This is a genomic window from Pseudomonas sp. TWR1-1-4 (assembly GCF_049897165.1).
In the GTDB taxonomy this organism is placed as follows: Bacteria; Pseudomonadota; Gammaproteobacteria; order Pseudomonadales; family Pseudomonadaceae; genus Aquipseudomonas; species Aquipseudomonas canadensis.
Genome location: NZ_JAFCVS010000007.1, coordinates 360,286 through 378,243, shown reverse-complemented (window position 1 = coordinate 378,243; position 17,958 = coordinate 360,286). Strand labels below are relative to the sequence as shown.

The following is a 17,958-nucleotide window of genomic DNA, read 5'->3' as shown; positions in this document are numbered from 1 at the left end:
CCCGCCTCCGTTGATTCAGGGTGAACCAACAGGTTCAGGCAGACCGGCAACTCATCGTTTTACCGAAGGCTATTTGCGCCTTACGCCTGCCACAGGGTTTTGCCGAAGAAGGTCAACGTGCGGTCCCACGCCAGTTGCGACCACGCGGCGTCGTATTGCGTGTCGGGGATACGGCCGTTGCCGATCGCTGTTTCGTTGGCAAAGGCATGGCGCGCCAGGTAACGGTAGAAGGTAGCGTCCACACCTGCCGCGTGCAGCGTTGACTCCAGCTCCGCGACAGTGTCGATATTGAAAAAAGCATCCTGTGTGCCCCAATGGCCAATCAGCGGTGCTTTGATTTTTGCCGCATCCAGATATTCAAGCGGTGGGAAGCCATACCAGACCACACCCGCGGCCAGCTCCGGAATTGCATTGAGCGCCAACAGCGTCAACGCCCCGCCCATGCAGTAGCCGGTCACGCCCACTTTTTGCGAGTCGGCCTGCAGGTAGCGCACCGCGCCCTTGATGTCCTGGGATACCGCATCGCCAAAATCCAGGCTGTCCATCAGGTGATGGGCTTCTTCCTCTTCCACGGTCGAGGCGCCGCGATAAAGGTCCGGCACCAGCACCCGGTAACCGCACTCGGCCAGGCGGAAGGCCACGCCCTTGATCTGCTCGTTCAGCCCCCACCACTCTTGAATCAATACGATGGCCGGCGCCCCTTCCAGCACAGCGGGGCTGGCCAGGTAGCCATTGACCTCGGCGCCGTCCGGACGCTTGAACGTTACGGAATGCGCTGTTGCTTGATTGGACATGAATATTCTCCGCAGCAAGTATGAAAACGATAGCTGAGCAAGCACCTCAAAGCGCCAGCCCACAGAACCCTATCAGGATTTTTGCAGTTACAAACCCTCCTCTCCCATCGTTATGTACCACTGTGTATTAGCGCACCCGCGCGACATATTCGGGATACAAAACACCGGTCTACTGGGCCTGCCTGAACCTTCCCTGATCAATACGCCGTGACCGAAGGTTCAATCACATAGGACCCGGAGAATAAAAATGCACCACTCAGCACCGGTTGATCGCCTGATCGTCAACACCTACACCAATGGCCTCATCGGCCCCAGCCAGAAGATGCTCGGCCCGCTCGCCGATGGCGGCACGCTTATCACCGGTACTCCGCCGGGGTGTTGGGGCCCAATGATCACGCCCGCATTTGAGGGTGGCCATGAGGTGACTCAACCCGTATTCATCGCCGGCGCAGAGGTCGGTGACGCCGTGGCCCTGAAGATTAAACGCATGCGCGTGACGTCTCTGGCCACTTCGTCCGGTGTCATGCGTTTTGTTGAGGGGCGTTATCATGGCGATCCCTTTGTCGCCAAGTTCTGTTCCAACTGTGGGCAGGAGCATCCCGCCAGCCATGTCGACGGCATCGGCGCCGACGCCATTCGTTGCAACGCCTGCGGGGCGGAGGTCAGCGCATTTCGTTTCAGCCATGGCTACGTCATCGTGTTCGATGCCGAGCATCAGCTGAGCCTGACCGTGAACCAGTTGGTAGCCGACCGCCTCGCCGGCCAGGCACCGGATATGGCGGCGTTGCCGGAGATGTCCGCCCAGCATTCGATTCTGTCCCTGGCCCGCGCCGATATCCCCGGCCTTGCCGCGCACATGCGGCCGTTCCTGGGCAATATTGGCACCACGCCTTCACGGGATCTGCCGGACTCCCACAACTGTGCCGACTTCGGTCAGTACCTGGTCGGCGCGCCCCATCGCTACGGCATGACCCATGACCAACTGCATGCCGCGAAAACCGACGGGCATATGGACACTAACTCGGTACGTGAAGGTTGCGTGCTGATTTGCCCGGTGAGAGTCCCCGGCGCCGGGGTTTACATGGGCGATATGCACGCCCAGCAAGGCAACGGCGAAATTGCCGGGCATGCCACCGATGTATCGGGTGAAACCGAACTGACCGCCCATGTGATCAAGGGGTTGTCACTCGACGGCCCGATCCTGCTGCAAAACCTTGATGACCTGCCGCCCATGGCTCGTCCGATGACTGCCGAGCAACGGTTGCATGTCAAAGCATTGGGCGAGCGCTGGGGGCAGTTCGAGATAGAAGACAACGGACCCATTACTTTTATCGGCAGTGGCGCCGACCTCAACTTAGCGACGGAAAACGGCCTGGAGCGCGCAGCGGCCGTCACGGGCCTGTCGATGGATGAGGTGCGCAACCGCGCAACGCTTAACGGCTCGATTGAAATCAGTCGGCTGCCGGGGACCGTCCGTGTCACGCTCCTGTGTCCGATGCACATTCTGGATCGCATGGGGGTCGGCTCACTGGTGCGTGAGAAGTATCAACTCTGATCGGTGTATCAGCGGTACAGCAAACGCTCGGCCAGCTCATCCGCCACCCGTGCGGGTGAGCGTTTTTCCGCCTGGGCGTGAGCGAAGATCTCGGTGAGGCGCGTGCCAATGTTGGACAGGTGCGCGGTAATCGTTGGCAGTTCCGCTCCGCCGTGCTTCAGCGCGACGTAGATCAGGCCACCGGAGTTGATCACGTAGTCGGGGGCGTAGAGGATGCCGCGTGCCTCCAATTGATCCGCGTTGTCCAGATGAGTCAATTGCGCACTGGCAGAACCGGCCACAGCGGCGCAACGCAATTGGCCGACGCTCTGGCGGTTGAACACGGCGCCGAGGCCACAAGGCGCAAGGATGTCGCACGGCGTGCTCAGTAACGCGTCGTTGGCGATAGGGTGCGCGCCCAACTGCTCCATGGCCAGTTGCACCTTGCCGTGGTCGATGTCGCTTACCAGCAGTTCGGCTCCGGCGGCATGCAGTTGTTCGGCCAAGGCGTAGCCCACATTTCCTAGCCCTTGGATGGCCACGCGCAAGCCTTCGAGGTTGTCGCTGCCCAGGCGCGCCATGGCGGTGGTACGGATGCCGGCGAACACGCCCATGGCGGCATGGGGCGATGGGTCGCCTGCGGCGGTGGTGCTGGTGACATAGCGGGTATGCTGGGCGATGCAATCCATGTCCGCCACTGAAGTACCACTGTCGACGGCGGTGATGTAACGGCCGTCGAGTTGCTCAACGCATCGACCAAAGGCTTCAAATAATGCGGCACGGCTTTCTACGTGGCCGGGACGCAGGATCACGGCGGTGCCCCCGCCCACCGGCAGACCGGCCAAGGCCGCCTTGTAGCTCATGCCTTGGGCCAGGCGCGCGGCATCGGCCACGGCACTTTCGTCGTCGGGGTAGGAAAGGTAGCGACAGCCACCGAGGGCAGGCCCCAGGCGGCTGTTATGGATGGCGATGACCGCCTTCAGCCCGGTGGCCGGGTCGACGCTCAAGTGCAGCGATTCAAGGCGGGTGCTGTGCATGAGAGCAAACATCGTCAAGCTCCCGAATCACTTCTGGTAGTGGGCCAAGTATAGGCTTGCGGCAGAAAACTGCCGGACCAGGCTGGAATAAGCCGTCCGATTTCACAGGTCTTGCGACATAAGCACGCAGGATATTTCCCAAGCCACTGGACGAAAATTGCCAGCAAGGCTAAAACGGGGGCATCTGCCGGAGAATGCAATGAATCCCCGCAAAGCTTTTTTCGCCTGCCTGGAACGCTCCCCACCCGCGCTGTTTGAAGCGGCGTTGTGGATTGCTGCCGAGCATGATCCGGCCGTGAAGCCCTTGCAGATCCTGCAGGAACTGACCTTGCTGCAACAACAGGTGAGCCTGGGCATGCCGCTGTTGCCGGCGGATGAACTGGGCCAGCCGCTGTTGCGGCGCTTGAATGACCTGGGATTTGCCCAGGATGAATTCACGCCCTTGCGCCCCGCCGCAGCCCTGCTGGACAAGGTCTTGCAGCGCAAACGCGGGCAACCCCTGGCCATGGGGCTGATCGCCCTTGAGCTGGCGCGCCGCCTGGAGATCCCCATGGTCGGCGTGAATTTCCCCGGCCATTTCCTTTTAAGAGTCCCCGGCGCCGATCACCTGCTGGATCCCTGCGGCGGCCGGCGCCTCTACCCGAACGATTGCCGCGACCTGTTGCAGCGCCAATACGGCCCCAACCTCAAGTTGCAAGCCGATCACCTCCACACAGCCGACCCGCGTTCGATCCTGCAACGGTTGTCACGCAACTTGAGGCAATTGCACCTTTCCAACGACGCCCCACTCCAAGCCCTGATTGACGCCGAACGCGTGCTGGAACTGGGCAACGCCAGCGCCGCCGATTACCTGGCACGTGCCAGCCTGTATCAGCGCCTGGACTGCCCCAACGCCGAACGCTTCGACCTGGAACACGCGCTGATGCTCAGCGAAGATCCGATCCAACGCCTGCGCCTGACCGAACGCCTGGGCCACCTGCCGCCCAACTCAGTGGTGCACTAAGCCTGCGGCGCTTTGAGAATATCCCCAGACAGCGGGCTCTTCGGTCCTTCAGCACCCGGCGAACGCACCTGAATGATCAACAACGCTGCGATCACCGCCGGTATCGCACAGAAAAAGAAAATCTGCTGCACCGGAATATGCATCGCCAGCAACATACTGCCAAACAGCGGCCCCAGGATTGAACCAAAACGCCCCACGCCCAGCGCCCAGCCCGTTCCGGTGGCGCGCACGTGTGCCGGGTAGAAGTTACTGGCGAAGGCATTGAGGGTCAGTTGACCACCGATGATGCAAAACCCGGCCGCGAACACGCAGGCCACCAGGTAACGCGGGTTGTCATGGTTCAGGCCGAGCAGCAGGGTGCACACCGCAGCCGCGGCCAGCACGCCGGACAACAGCCGCACTTTGCTTTTCAAGCGGTCGGCGAACCAGGCCATGCCGATGGCGCCCAAGGTGCCGGCGAACAGGAACATCGAAGTCACCAGATTGGCTTCTTTCAACGCCAAGCCACTTTCCAACAGCAGCGACGGCAACCAACTGATCATGAAATACAGCAGGATCAAGCTGACAAAAAAGGTCGCCCAGATCAGCAGCGTCGGGCGCGCGTAGCCGTTGCGAAACAGCTCCACCACCGTCAGTTTGCTGCCCTGCTCCTGCGGGTTTTTGGCCTCGGTCGCTGCCGGTGGTTGCCAGCCCGGCAGCATGCGTGACGTAACGCTCTGCAGCCGAGCATAGGGCGGCGCATCACGCAGCAAACGCGGCAAGGATTCCGGCAACAGCCACACCAGAAACGGGAACAACAGCAACGGCGTCACGCCACCCGCCAGGAACACCGCCTGCCACCCGAAGCCTTCAATGAAACCCGCCGCCACAAACCCGCCGGCCGCACCGCCGAACGAGAAGCCACACGCCGCCAACGTCACCATCAACGTGCGCAGGCGCGGCGGCGAGTATTCCGACATCAAAGCCATCGCGCTGGGCATCGCGCCGCCCATGCCGATGCCGCAGATAAACCGCGCGGCCATCAGCGTGTTCAGCGAATTGGCAAATACCATCAGCACCGTAAGCGTGGCGTAGATCAGTACGCAGCCAAGCAGGATGCGGCGCACGCCGAACCGATCCGCCAGCGGCGTGACCAGCAACGACCCCAAGGTCAGCCCCAGCAGGTTGGCGCTGAACACCGGGCCGAATGCAGCCTTCTCCAACCCCCAATCCTGGGCCAGCGCCGGCACCACGTAACCCAGCACCTGGGCGTCGTAGCCGTCGGTCACCAGCAGCAGCGCCAGCAACAAGAGAATCAACCACTGATAACGCGACACCGGACGGGCGTCGAGTGCCGCGCGAAAGCTGGCAATCTGATTGTGCATCGCAAGGTACCTTTGATTTTATTTTTATGGTCTAGCGCAACTGTGTAGGCGCCGGCTTACCGGCGATGGCGGTGAATCAGGCAATGATTGATCGACTGAAATAACGCTATCGCCGGCAAGCCGGCTGCTACAGGGGTCAGGGGGTGTCAGGTTGATTGGCGGGGTGGGCCTTGATAAAGGCAGGATGCTGCGCCGCCAACGCCGCCACCCGCCCAATGCGTGGATACGCCGCCAGCGGCACCTTGAAGCGCTCGGCCGCATACAGTTGCGGAATCAGGAAGGTGTCGGCCAACCCCGGCTGCTCGCCGAAGCAAAACCCTTGGTCGCCGATCAACTGCTCCACCGCGCCCAAGCCCTGGCTGATCCAGTGACCGATCCACTCCAGCAGTTGAGTCTCGTCATGCCCCCATTGGCGCAGCAAGTTCTGGGTGCTGGAGTTATGCAGCGGATGGATATCGCAGCCAATGATCGAGGCTACCGCGCGCTCATGGGCGCGGGTCGCCAGGTCTTTGGAGAGCAGCGGCACCTGTGGATAACGTTCATCCAGGTATTCGATGATCGCCGGCGACTGAATCAACAGCTCGCCCTCCTCGGTACGCAAGGCCGGGACGCGACCTTGCGGGTTGATCGCCAGGTACTCAGGCTGGCGGTGGGCGCCGCCCGCCGGGACCAGCAGGTTGACCGGCACCGCGGTGAAATCCAGGCCCTTGAGGGCCAAGGCAATACGCACCCGGTACGACGAAGTGGAACGGTAATAGGTGTAGAGTTCCATCGCCCTGCCCTCCTAGCGCGCCGCGATCACGGTGCCGCGGCATTCGCCGAAACCGATGGAGGCAAAGCCTTCACGGTTGCAACGCGCACGCAGGATGATTTCGTCGCCGTCTTCAAGGAACTTACGCACTTCGCCGGACGGCAATTCAACGGCTTTTTTGCCGCCTTCAGTCATTTCCAGCAGGCTGCCGAATTGACCGGTTTGCGGACCGGACAATGTCCCCGAACCAAACAGATCGCCTGCCTGCAATTGGCAACCGTTGACACTGTGGTGCGCCACCAATTGCGCAACCGTCCAGTACATATGCAGGCTGTTGCTCAAGGCCAGGCGATGGGCCGGCAGGTTCTGCTCGCGCATAGTGGCGGTGGTGAGCAGCACTTCCAGCTCGATGTCCAGGGCACCTGCGGCCTGGTCACGTTTATCCAACAGATACGACAGCGGTTGCGGGTCGCCCTCAGGGCGCGCCGGTTGCGCTTTGCGGAACGGTTCCAGGGCTTCGGCCGTCACCACCCAAGGCGAGATGGTGGTGATGAAGCTTTTCGACAGGAACGGCCCCAACGGCTGGTATTCCCAGGCCTGGATATCCCGTGCCGACCAGTCATTGAGCAGGCAGAAACCGGCGATGTGATCGGCCGCGTCACCAATGGCAATCGAATCGCCCATCTCGTTGCCCTGGCCGATCCAGATGCCCAGCTCCAGTTCATAGTCCAAGCGTGCGCACGGACCGAAAGTAGGTTCGGTCTGCCCGGCCGGCAGGGTCTGGCCTTTGGGGCGGCGCACGTCGGTGCCTGAGGTACGAATGGTCGAAGCACGGCCATGGTAGCCAATCGGCACGTACTTGTAGTTGGGCAGCAGTGGATTGTCGGGACGAAACAGTTTGCCGACGTTTTGCGCGTGCTCGATGCCGACGTAGAAGTCGGTGTAGTCATTGATCCGCGCCGGTACGTGCATCTGGCAATCGGCGGCGCGGTGCAGCACCTGCGCTTCACGGGTGTGCAGCTTGCTGCCTTCGGCCAGTAGTTCCAACAGGCGCTCGCGCAAGGCCACGCGGGGGCCGCGGCCCAGTTCAAAAAAGGCGTTCAGTTGGCCACCGGCGGTCGCTTCGACGGCGCGACGGGCTTCACCGTCGAATTCATCGATGGCGGCGTGCAGATCCAGGATCGAGTCGCCAATCGCCACGCCAGCGCGTGGTGCCGAGCCGTTGATGCTGAACACGCCCAACGGCAGGTTTTGCAGAGGAAAATCGGTGTGACCATTGGCGGAGGCCACCCAGCTGCGGGTAAGTGTGGGCTGAGTCATGGGTTATCTCCGGTTCGGGTTGAAGGTGGCGGGCAGCGAGGCCCAGCACGCGTCATAAGTGGTTTGCAGTTGCGGGCAGTCCAGGGCGAACTGGGTGGGACGCAGCACTTGGCTGGTCTCGAACATGAACGCCATGGTGTTGTCGATCTTGTGCGGCGCCAGCTCTACGTTGATGGCCTTGGTACAGGTCTCGCCGTCCGGTCCGTGGGCACTCATGCAGCTGTGCAGCGACGCGCCGCCGGGCAGGAAGCCTTCGGCCTTGGCGTCGTAGGCGCCCTGGATCAGGCCCATGTATTCGTTCATCAGGTTGCGGTGGAACCACGGCGGACGGAAGGTGTTCTCGGCCACCATCCAACGCGGCGGGAAGATCACGAAGTCCAGGTTGGCCAGGCCGTGGGTGCTGGTGGGCGAGGTCAGGACGGTGAAGATCGACGGGTCCGGGTGATCGAAACTCACGGTGCCAAGGGTGTTGAAGCGGCGCAGGTCATATTTGTACGGCACGTTGTTGCCGTGCCAGGCGACCACGTTCAGGGGTGAATGGTCCAACTCGCAGGCCCAGAGTTCGCCGAGGAATTTCTGTACCAGCGTTGTCGGTTTCTTCTGATCTTCGTAGTGGGCGACTGGCGTCAGGAAGTCGCGCGGATTGGCCAGGCCATTGCTGCCAATAGGGCCCAGGTCTGGCAGGCGCAACGGGGCGCCGTGGTTCTCGGCGACATAACCACGCGCCTGAGCATCCAGCAGCTCGACGCGGAATTTAAGGCCGCGCGGCAGCACGACGATCTCCAGCGGCTCCACCTCCAGCACGCCCAATTCGGTGGCGATGCGCAGGCGACCTTGTTCGGGGACGATCAACAGTTCGCCATCGGCGTTGAAGAACACACGCTCCATGGAACGGTTGGCGCGATAGGAGTAGATGCTGATGCCTGAGGGCTTTTGCGCCGCCGAATTGGCGACCATGCCTACAAGCCCATCAATGAAATCCGTCGGTTCGCTCGGCAAATCCAACGGATTCCAGCGCAAGCGATTGGGCGTCACCGCCCCCAATGGCCCACCGGCCAATTGCCGCTCCAATTTGATGAAAGCAGGGTGATTGGCCGACGGCTGAATGCGGTACAGCCAGGTGCGCCGGGCTTCACTGCGCACCATGGTAAACGCGGTGCCGGAGAACAGTTCGGTGTACAGCCCGTAGGGCGCTTTTTGCGGGGAGTTCTGGCCGACCGGCAGTGCGCCGGGCAAGGCTTCGCTGGCGAATTCGTTGCCGAAGCCCGACAGGTATTCGAGGTTCATGGATCGTCCTCTGTAGGTCAGTTATTTTTATCGTAATCCAGTTACGCATAACGTAATTTGATCACTATCGACCGTCAAGCTATAAAGACGCCCATTCATCTCTTGGATTCTCGCCCTTCCATGGAAAAGCCCCGCGACACCGGTAAACAGAAAGTCCGCTCGGCCGAAGTGGGCACCGATATCCTCAAGGCGCTGGCCGAGCTGTCCCCGGCCACTTCGCTGTCACGCCTGGCCGAACACGTGCAGATGCCGGCGAGCAAGGTGCACCGCTACCTGCAGGCGCTGATCGCATCGGGTTTCGCTGAACAGAACACCGCCACCAACCATTACGGGCTGGGCCGCGAAGCCTTGCGCGTGGGCTTGGCGGCGCTGGGCAGCATGGATGTTTTGAAAGTGGGCGCGATGCCCCTGGCGGAGCTGCGCGATGAGTTGAATGAAACCTGCTTCCTGGCGGTATGGGGCAATCAGGGCGCGACCGTGGTGCAGATCGAACCCGCCGTGCGCGCCGTCACGGTGGTGACGCAATTGGGTTCGGTGCTGCCGCTGCTCAGTTCGTCCACCGGGTTGGTGTTCAGCGCCTTTCTACCGTCGCGGGAAACCGTGGAGCTGCGTGAACGCGAAATCCAGGCTGGCATCGCCCATGCCCTGGCAGATGACCAGGCCTACGCCACCGCGTGCGAACAAATCCGCAACCGTGGCCTGCATTTTGTGCATGGCTTGTTGATGCCCGGCGTCGATGCGTTATCCGCGCCGGTCTTCAACGCCATCGGCCAAGTGGCGGCGGTGATGACCGTGGTCGGTCCCACCTCGTTGTTCCATGCCGACGAAGACGGCCCGGCGGCGCAGCACTTGCTGGCGGCGACCCGGGCCGTGAGCTGGCGCATGGGCTATCAGCCCTGAACTAGTCGTGCCACTGCACCAGGGCCAGCGCCACGCGGTTTTCCAGGGCGCGGATCGGTGCGGTGGTGCTCAGGTAATTGTTGCTGATCATTGAAAACACCAGGCGCCGGCCCTGGGCGTCGGTGATGTAGCCGCTCAACGACGACACACCGGCCATGGAGCCGGTCTTGGCGTGCAGGTTGTTTTCCGCCGCCGTCCCGCGCAGACGATAACGCAGGCTGCCGCCGCTCATGCGATCGGTGTTTCCAGCGATTGGCAAAGCGTTGTACCAAGCGTCGAACCAAGGCTGTTTGGCCGTCGCCAGCAGCAGGTCGGTGAGGTTCTGCGAGGACACCAGATTGCGCCGCGACAAGCCCGAACCATCGACCTGGCTCAACGTCATCGGGTCCAAACCTTGACGGCGCATGAAATCCGCCACTGCCGCGACACCCGCCTGCGCCGTCCCAGCATTGGACAGCTTGCGCCCCATGGTCTTTAGCAACGCTTCGGACATGTTGTTATTCGACAGCTTGAGCAGCGGCGTGATCAGTGCCTGCAAAGGCGCCGATTGGTGCTCGGCCAACACCCTGGCTGTTACCGGGGTTACGCCGCCGATCACACGCCGCCCCAGCACCTGAATGCCCTGCTGCGCCAGCGCCTGTTCAAACAGATTGGCCACCAGTTGCGTCGGTTCCCACACACTCACCCACTGTCGACTTTGCTTGCCGGGCGCCAACGCGCCGGTGAGTTGCAGCAGGTTGGTGCCGTGCTGGCGAGTGATGCCGTAATTGTTGCCGGGGCCGCTGACAGCGCGGTTGTTCAGTTGCACGTAGTCGGTGGACGGGCTCACCACCACACTGACCGGTTGGCCAACCATGGCGGGCGCCTTTGCCGTGACCAGTACCGTGCCCGCATCAAAATCCGTGTTAGGCGATACGGTCAGCGCGGAAATCTGCGCGCCATAGTAGGTACTTTCGTCGTCCTGGGCCCAGTCCACACCCAGGCGTTCGGCGTCGAAAAAGGTATCGTCAAATACCAAGTCGCCCTGGATCTGGCGCACGCCCTGGCCCGCGAGCTGTGCCGCCAATGTCTGGTAATCAGCGAATTGCGTGGTCGGATCGCCCAGGCCCTTGAGGTACAGATTGCCGGCGAGGCGCTCACCTTGTTGCGCGCCGTTGCTCAGCAGTTGCGTGGAGAAGCGGTATTGCGGCCCCAGTACATCCATCGCCGCTGCGGTGGTGAGCAACTTGAGATTGGAGGCGGGAATCAGGCGGGTTCGCGGGTTGTGTTGATAGAGCGTGCTACCGCTACGGGCATCACGCACCATCAGGGAAACAGTGGCGCCGTTGAGGGCCGGGTCAGCCAGGAGTTGCTCCAGGCTTGCCGGGGTGGAAGTCGGTGAAACACTCGCGCAACCACCCAGCAAAACGCTCAAGCACAGCAGATGTAGCCATCGTCCAAAATGCATCAGTATCGTTTCCGCCAAGACATCAGTGGCGGCAACGCTACCATAAACTCCTTAGAACTCCAGGGTGCTGGACACCGACACCTGCCGCGCATCGCCCATGGACACAAACAAGCGGCTGGCCGCCGAGGTGTAGTAGACGCGGTCGAACATGTTCTTCACGTTGAGCTGGAACTTGACCTTTTGCCCATCGATCTTGGTGTCGTAGGTCGCGAAGGCATCCGCCACGGTGTAACCCGGCAAGGTGAAATCGTTGGCCGCATCGCCTGCACGTGCACCGACGTAACGCGCACCGGTGCCCACGCGCAACTGGTCGCCACCAAAGATGTTGCCGAAGTCATAGGCCACCGCCAGCGAACCGGTGTGCTTGGCAACGTTTTGCAGGCGATTGCCTTGCAGGGTCGGATCCTTGTCTTTGACGTCCAGCGCATCGGTGTAGGCGTAGCTGCCGATCAGGCTCACCTTGTCGGTCAACTGGCCGGTGGCGTCCAGTTCCAGGCCACGGGACCGCACCTGGCCGGCGATGCTGTAGACGGTGTTGGCGCCGGAGCCGACGGAGACCAGCACATTGCGCTTGTCGATGTTGAACAGCGCCGCGCTGGCGGTGATGCGTCCCGGAATGTCGAGCTTGGCCCCCAGTTCCCAGGACTTGGATTCCTCGGGCGTCAGGTCGCCGGTCAAGGTGCTGCCATCGGCCAAGGCGGCGATGGTGGAGTTGGGTTTGAACGATTCGGTGTAGCTGCCGTAGAACGACAGTTCATCGGTGTAGCGATACACCAGGCCCGCACGCGGCACCCAGGCCTGGCCGTTGCCGTTGGTGTTGGCCTTGAACGGCACGCCTTTGCCGGCGTATTGGTCATACATCTGATAGCGCGCGCCGGCGACGAAAATCCAATGTTCGTTCAGGTGGATGGCGTCCTGGAAGAACAGCGAATCACTGCGCAGCAGGTCGGTCTGGGCGCTGTCAGCAGGGCTGACGGTAGTGCCCGCGACTTCATTGCCGTACACCGGATTGTTGTAGTTGAAGCTGGTGGCGCGTGAACTCTGACGAATCAGGTCGGCGCGGTAGATTTTGCGGTACTCATCATCCAGGCCGAACACCACATCGTTCTGCAGGCCGAACACATTGACCTTACCTTCCAGGCTCGCGGTGGCGAAACGGTCCGTGGTGATTGCCCCTTGGGTGCCGTCCATCTTGCGGGTCAGGGTGCCATTGGTGTTCACCGCACTGACGCGCACTTGGCTGGCGTCGTAGGTCTCGCGGTTCCAGCTATAGCCGAAGTGAGCTTTCCAATCATCGTTCAAGTCGTGATCGGCTTCAAAACGGTACAGGTCGGAACGGCCTTCCATGTTGTTGAAGGGTTCATCCAGACGCCGTGTGGCCGGGATGTCCAGCGGGTGATTGGTCTTGGGATCGATGGCGGTGCCACGGTCAAACGGTGTGAGAAATTCGCGGTGTTCGTAGGCAAACAGCAATTGGGTGCTGTCGCCATACCAGGCCAGGGACGGTGCGATCAGGCTCTCACGGTGAGTGCCGAAGTTACGCCAATAGTCTTCGTCTTCATGGTCGACGATCAGACGATAGGCCAGGCCGCTGTCGCCAATCGGGCCAGTGGTGTCGAGGCTGCCGCCGCTGCCGTTCTTGCCGTCGCCGAAGGTGGAGCCGCGTACGGTCAGGGCGGTGGACTGCACCAGTTCAGGCTTTTTACTGACGATGTTCACCACGCCACCCGGATCCTGGATGCCGTACAGCAGCGACGACGGGCCCTTGAGCACTTCGACGCGCTCCGCCGTGGCATTCAATGCACGCCCCTGCACGATGGGCATGCCGTCGCGCATGATCGAACCATTACGGTTGTCGCCAAAGCCGCGCAGCATCACCGCGTCCTGGGTACTGGCCAAGGTGTTCGCCTGGGTGATACCGCTGACGTTGGCAAGGGCATCATCCAGATTGCGCGGGGTCTGGTCGCGCAGTACCTGGGCGGGCACCACGTTGACGGTCTGCGGGGTTTCCAGCAGCAGCGCGTGGGAGCGCATCACCGAACTGGTGGGCGGCGGCTGGTAGCTGGTGCTGTCCTGGGCCTGGCCGGCACCGCTGATGGTCGTGGCGCCGAGGTTGACCGCGCCTTCCGTCGGCAGCGGTTCAAGGGCCAGGGTGCGGGCATCGATCTGGCGGAAAGTGAAGCCACTGTTGCCCAGCAGGCGTTGCAGAGCCTGGTTTGCACTCATCTGCCCGCTGACTGCCGGGGCGCTGAGGCCGTAGGGCGCTTCGTCGGTGTAGATTACGCTGATGCCGGTGACCCGGCTGAAGTCGCTCAAGGCCTGGGGCAACGGTTTGGCCGCCAGCGCAAAGTTAAACTGGGCGCTCTGCTGCTCCTGCGCCTGCGCCTGCGCCATACTCAGCGGCAGCAACGCCAACCCCGATACCGCCAATACCGAGGCTCCCAGCCACTGTTTAACCCAACCGCCCGCCGTCGACTTCATGCTGTGAGAACCCGTGTAGAAAACGCTGTTAATGCGAATAGATCGCAGTTTCAAGCACTACACGGATGGGCGGTGGATTTACCTCACCTTAATTTGCAAATATTTTTGTTTATTGCGCCTGGATGCGAAAACCCATGCGTGGGAAATGCACATGCACGGTGCCGGCACGTTCGTCGCTGCGGCGCAGGATCAGCTCTTCGCGTCCGGCAAACAGAAGTTCGCCCGCCACCGGGTCGGTGCCGTAGTCGGTGGCGCAAATGGTCACCTGCTGGCCAGCCTTGAAGCCGTTCAAGTCCTCAAAGACTTCTTCAGGCAGAACAGCCGGTGCCGCATTGCGCGATACGTCCAGGGCCTGATCGGCGCTCATCTGGGTGGATGTACCGTGGCCGAAACCCAGCACGCGATCCAGCCAAGCGGCGACGGCAGGATAGGCATCCACCAACGGCGACGTCACGGAAGAGCCTTTGAGGAACCACAGTGGGTGGGCCAGGGCAAAGTCGGCAATCGACGGCTCGCCGAACAGGAAATCCCCGGCCGGGTGCTGCAATTGCTGATTGATGCGATGGATGATCGTCGGCCATTGGTGCTTGGCCTGCTCCAATTGCACGCGGGTTGCGGTGCCGCCGCTGAACAACTTGCTGCGGTCAGCCACCAGCACCTGGATCATTTCCGGCGGCACCTTGGCAAATTTGACCGCCAGGGATTCCGGCTGGAACACCAGCGCCACGGCATGGGAAAACACCACCGAATCGGCCCAGGCGGCGAAGGCTTGGGTGACCAACTCCTGGCCTTGAGGAAACAGCGCCGGCGCGGACTTTTCCTGCTCCAGGCGTCGGGCAATCAAGGCGGTGTCACAGTAGATATCCGCGCCGACTTGCAACACCGGCGTTTTGCGATAGCCGCCGGTCAGGGCGGTGAGGTCCGGCTTGGGCATCACCGGCGAGATATGCACCGAGCGCCAGGACAAACCCTTGAAACCCAGCATCAGGCGGGCTTTTTCAGCGAAGGGGGACTGCGGGTAGTGGTGGAGGATCAACTCAGACATGCCAGGCTCCGCTCTAGAAGTGAGCCGCTAGATTAGCCTGCAACACGCCGTTTGGGGACGATGGGAACCCATCAGTCAAATCAATGAACCGCTGGCCGCCAGGCACTCCTTGGCACTCTTTTTCAACTTCTTGATCAACCGCTCCTGACGCAACGCCTCACCCTTGCTCGCGCATTGCTCGGTGTACACCAGCGCCACGGCCGGGCTGGACAGGAAAAACCGCGCGCCCTTGCCGCTCTGGTGAGAAGCAAAGCGGCGCACCGGGTCATTGCTGATACCGCAGTACAGCGAGCCATTGGCAGCGCGTACAAGGTAGACGAACCAGGGTTTGGGTTCAGAAGGATCAGTCACAGGTCGATTCGGCTAATACAGAAGAGCGCCAAGCTTATCAACGACTGGCCTGAAATGCCTTCAAACCACGCAACGCCTGGGCACGCACGGCGTTTTTCACCAGCGGCGTCCAACCCAACAGCAAGCCCTTGGTGCCCAGCGCCTGCCGCGACCAACGCCACAGATCGAAGCTGTCGTGGTGCTCGCAGATCTTGCCGTCGCGAAACACAAAGCGCGCCTGGATATCGTTGACCACCGTGTTGCCGGTAGCACTGAACAAGTACGTCGCCACCCAATGGGCACTGCCACTGCGCTCATCGCTGCGCACGTTGTCGAAGGTCAGGGAAAAGTCTTTGGCCCGCGTGGTCAGCATGCGCCACATGTCCCCGGCATCACGGCCGTGCAGTTCGCCAAACGCAGGGTCACTGAACACCACATCGTCGGTGTAGCAGGCGGCCATGGCCTCGGCGTCCAGGCGCTGGAAGGCGCTGTAGAACTCAGTGATCAGGGCGTTATGGGCATCACTCATGGGCAGGCTCCGCGGGTGTCGAAAAGAGTAGGCGCACGATAAGCTGCCCGCGCCGCCAAGGCTACCGACATTCGCCACGCAAATAAGCGAGCTTACGGCACCATGCCACTACTGCGTGCGTAGGCGAACAAATCCACATCGGTGGAAATGCACAGCCGGCTCATCGCGGTGCTTTTCTGCTTGCTGATGGTCGAGATGCTGCGGTTGACCCGCGCCGCGATCTGGCTGACGGTCATGCCGCTGGCGAGCATACGCACCACTTCGCTCTCCTTGCCGGACAGCTGCGGGACCGCTTGCTGGTCCAGGGTGCCGGCTTCTTCCATTTGCTGGCGCAGGCATTCGCTGACAAACGTCTGGCCGCCACACACCGCCTTGATCGCTTGCGGCAACTCGCGGGCCGACGCACTTTTAGCGACGATAGCCCTGGCGCCGTGGGCAAACGATGCGCGCAGGGTGGCGACATTGGCAAACATGGTCACCAGTATCACCGGCATTTGCGGGTATTGCCGGTGCAGCAGGCCCAGCAAGCCATAACCATCGGCCTGTTGATTGCCCGGCATGGCGAAGTCAGTCACCAGCACGTCGCATGGCTGATGAGCCACCAATTCCAATAGTTGATCGGGACCATCGGCCTCGCCCACTACCTTGCATTTGCCATTGGCCTCGATCACTACTTTCTGCCCAACACGCACAATAGGATGATCGTCAGCAATAATTACACGGAGCATGGGAACCACCTGGATTGCCAGTTGAGTTGGTGCACGGTACCCCTAGTGGCTTTCAGCCACAACCGTTGACGGCCGGCGCTTTCCGGCGCCGCCCCGCGATTAATGAGCCATAGATCAAGACCTACAAAATAAACAGAATTCACCTACGCGTAGAGGCTACAAAACAACCAGAAACGTCCTGCAAAACTACAGTGAGGACAGATATTTCAGGTACAAGCGAAGGTCCTTCAGCAGCACGCCGAGAGGCTGCGCATGCCTCTGCACGCCTTCCCTCGCCACGGCTTCGATCATCTGTATGCCGCGGGTTTCCAGGGCGCCTGCACCCAGAAACGCTACGCTGCCGATCAATCGGTGCAGGTGGTTTGCAGCGGCGCAGGCATCCCGTGTGCGCTTGGCCTCGGCCAGCGCCGCGAGGTCGATTTGCGCCTCTCGCACCAAGGTTTGCAACAGGTGCTTCACTGTCGCCGCGCTGCCGAAGGTGTCGACCAGGCTCATGCGGGTCGGCCAGTCCGGTTGTGCAGGTGGCCTGCGCTGCTCGCGCAGTTCCCCGGTAGCGGGAAGCCATACGGTGAGGATGTCGCGCAGTTGCTCGAAGGTCACCGGTTTGAGCAGCCAGGCGTCCATGCCGGCCGCCAAGCAACGTTGTATCTGCTCGGTTCCCAGGGTGACGGTGAAGGCAATGATCGGCATGCGCCCGGTACCGGCAATGCGCTCTCTGCGCCGTATTGTGCGGGTCATCACGTAGCCGTCCATGACGGGCATCTGGCAGTCCGTCAGCACCAGGTCCACGGGCTGTCGGTGCATCGCTTCAAGCGCGGCCCGGCCGTCTGCGACCATCACAAAGCCGAGCCCCAGTTTTTGCAGAATCCAGCCCAGCAAAATGCGATAGGCCGGGTGATCCTCGACCACCAATACCGTCAAGCCTTGCCACTTTACAGGCAACCCGCTTGACGACGAAAAGGCGCTCCCCGAGCCCTCGTCGGGTGGAGTACCCGGCTGCATGGTCACCTCGATTACACCGCCAGCCAACCAGGTTCGGGCGGCACAACGAACGGAGAAACAGGCTCGCCCATAACGCTGGACGCTCCCTGAGCGTGCGCACAACTCCGAGCATTTACGTGAAGGGCTTACTGCGGGGGAGCACGTACAGTAGTCAATTGCGTGCCTTTAAACGATACAACAACTACGAAAAATCCATTAATCCTACACAAGTCAACTCTGCTTCTGACGACCCTCTCAGCCCTGGACGATTGTCGTATTTATTGTATTTGCGAGACCGCCTCCCAACGATAGATTTCCCGGCGTCCCCAGAGAGGGATGCGACTGACCACTCCAGGCGGTCGCAACGTAGCTGCAGACGGCCACTGGCACCGTCATTATTCAGCCTTGGCACCGGAAGCTCTTAAAA

At 61.4% G+C, this 17,958-nt stretch carries 16 protein-coding genes; 3 read left to right on the top strand and 13 right to left on the bottom strand.

The annotated features are described in order from the left end of the window. Nucleotides 1-80 precede the first annotated feature (80 nt). The gene (locus ACP7C6_RS23785) at nucleotides 81-794 is read right to left on the bottom strand and encodes a dienelactone hydrolase family protein (RefSeq protein WP_426109309.1); all 714 of its coding nucleotides are present in this window, start codon (nucleotides 792-794) and stop codon (nucleotides 81-83) included. 247 nt (nucleotides 795-1,041) lie between these two features. Between ACP7C6_RS23785 and ACP7C6_RS23780 the strand changes: the two genes are divergently transcribed. Beyond that, the gene (locus ACP7C6_RS23780; RefSeq protein WP_028618963.1) at nucleotides 1,042-2,349 is read left to right on the top strand and encodes an acetamidase/formamidase family protein; all 1,308 of its coding nucleotides are present in this window, start codon (nucleotides 1,042-1,044) and stop codon (nucleotides 2,347-2,349) included. Nucleotides 2,350-2,357: 8 nt separating this feature from the next. Here ACP7C6_RS23780 and ACP7C6_RS23775 read toward each other — a convergent pair whose 3' ends face one another. Beyond that, complete coding sequence (locus tag ACP7C6_RS23775; protein ID WP_028618962.1) at nucleotides 2,358-3,377, bottom strand: Leu/Phe/Val dehydrogenase; 1,020 nt, start codon at nucleotides 3,375-3,377, stop codon at nucleotides 2,358-2,360. A 187-nt stretch (nucleotides 3,378-3,564) separates the two neighbouring features. Here ACP7C6_RS23775 and ACP7C6_RS23770 point away from each other — a divergent pair, with 187 nt between their 5' ends. Beyond that, a complete protein-coding gene (locus ACP7C6_RS23770) occupies nucleotides 3,565-4,368 on the top strand; it encodes a SirB1 family protein (RefSeq protein WP_028618961.1) in 804 nt (267 codons plus the stop codon). Here the strand turns inward: ACP7C6_RS23770 and ACP7C6_RS23765 are convergent. From ACP7C6_RS23765 to hmgA, 4 genes are all read right to left on the bottom strand, one after another. After that, nucleotides 4,365-5,732: an MFS transporter gene (locus ACP7C6_RS23765; RefSeq protein WP_122686178.1), complete on the bottom strand. Its 1,368-nt coding sequence runs from the start codon at nucleotides 5,730-5,732 to the stop codon at nucleotides 4,365-4,367. The two genes, ACP7C6_RS23770 and ACP7C6_RS23765, sit on opposite strands and share 4 nt — an antisense overlap. A 136-nt stretch (nucleotides 5,733-5,868) precedes the next feature. Next, on the bottom strand, nucleotides 5,869-6,504 hold the full coding sequence (maiA, locus tag ACP7C6_RS23760) for a maleylacetoacetate isomerase (protein ID WP_028618959.1): 636 nt from the start codon (nucleotides 6,502-6,504) through the stop codon (nucleotides 5,869-5,871). 12 nt (nucleotides 6,505-6,516) lie between these two features. Next, a complete protein-coding gene (gene fahA, locus ACP7C6_RS23755) occupies nucleotides 6,517-7,803 on the bottom strand; it encodes a fumarylacetoacetase (RefSeq protein WP_028618958.1) in 1,287 nt (428 codons plus the stop codon). Between the two features lie 3 nt (nucleotides 7,804-7,806). Next, the gene (hmgA, locus tag ACP7C6_RS23750) at nucleotides 7,807-9,090 is read right to left on the bottom strand and encodes a homogentisate 1,2-dioxygenase (RefSeq protein ID WP_028618957.1); all 1,284 of its coding nucleotides are present in this window, start codon (nucleotides 9,088-9,090) and stop codon (nucleotides 7,807-7,809) included. 120 nt (nucleotides 9,091-9,210) lie between these two features. On the opposite strand from hmgA, the gene ACP7C6_RS23745 reads away from it, so the two are divergent. Further along, entirely contained in the window at nucleotides 9,211-9,990 is a 780-nt protein-coding gene (locus tag ACP7C6_RS23745; protein ID WP_028618956.1) for an IclR family transcriptional regulator, read from the top strand. Between the two features lies 1 nt (nucleotide 9,991). Here the strand turns inward: ACP7C6_RS23745 and dacB are convergent, their stop codons facing one another. From dacB to ACP7C6_RS23710, 7 genes are all read right to left on the bottom strand, one after another. Continuing rightward, entirely contained in the window at nucleotides 9,992-11,437 is a 1,446-nt protein-coding gene (dacB, locus tag ACP7C6_RS23740) for a D-alanyl-D-alanine carboxypeptidase/D-alanyl-D-alanine endopeptidase (protein WP_426109308.1), read from the bottom strand. A 51-nt stretch (nucleotides 11,438-11,488) separates the two neighbouring features. Beyond that, entirely contained in the window at nucleotides 11,489-13,918 is a 2,430-nt protein-coding gene (locus ACP7C6_RS23735; RefSeq protein ID WP_426109307.1) for a TonB-dependent siderophore receptor, read from the bottom strand. Nucleotides 13,919-14,027: 109 nt separating this feature from the next. Further along, on the bottom strand, nucleotides 14,028-14,963 hold the full coding sequence (locus tag ACP7C6_RS23730; protein WP_028618953.1) for a glutathione S-transferase family protein: 936 nt from the start codon (nucleotides 14,961-14,963) through the stop codon (nucleotides 14,028-14,030). A gap of 75 nt (nucleotides 14,964-15,038) precedes the next feature. Then, on the bottom strand, nucleotides 15,039-15,314 hold the full coding sequence (locus ACP7C6_RS23725; protein ID WP_016978233.1) for a GIY-YIG nuclease family protein: 276 nt from the start codon (nucleotides 15,312-15,314) through the stop codon (nucleotides 15,039-15,041). A 37-nt stretch (nucleotides 15,315-15,351) separates the two neighbouring features. Further along, nucleotides 15,352-15,822: a nuclear transport factor 2 family protein gene (locus ACP7C6_RS23720; protein WP_016978232.1), complete on the bottom strand. Its 471-nt coding sequence runs from the start codon at nucleotides 15,820-15,822 to the stop codon at nucleotides 15,352-15,354. Between the two features lie 92 nt (nucleotides 15,823-15,914). Further along, entirely contained in the window at nucleotides 15,915-16,550 is a 636-nt protein-coding gene (locus tag ACP7C6_RS23715) for a response regulator transcription factor (protein WP_028618952.1), read from the bottom strand. 186 nt (nucleotides 16,551-16,736) lie between these two features. Further along, nucleotides 16,737-17,471: a response regulator gene (locus ACP7C6_RS23710; RefSeq protein ID WP_032864551.1), complete on the bottom strand. Its 735-nt coding sequence runs from the start codon at nucleotides 17,469-17,471 to the stop codon at nucleotides 16,737-16,739. Between the last annotated feature and the right edge of the window lie 487 nt (nucleotides 17,472-17,958).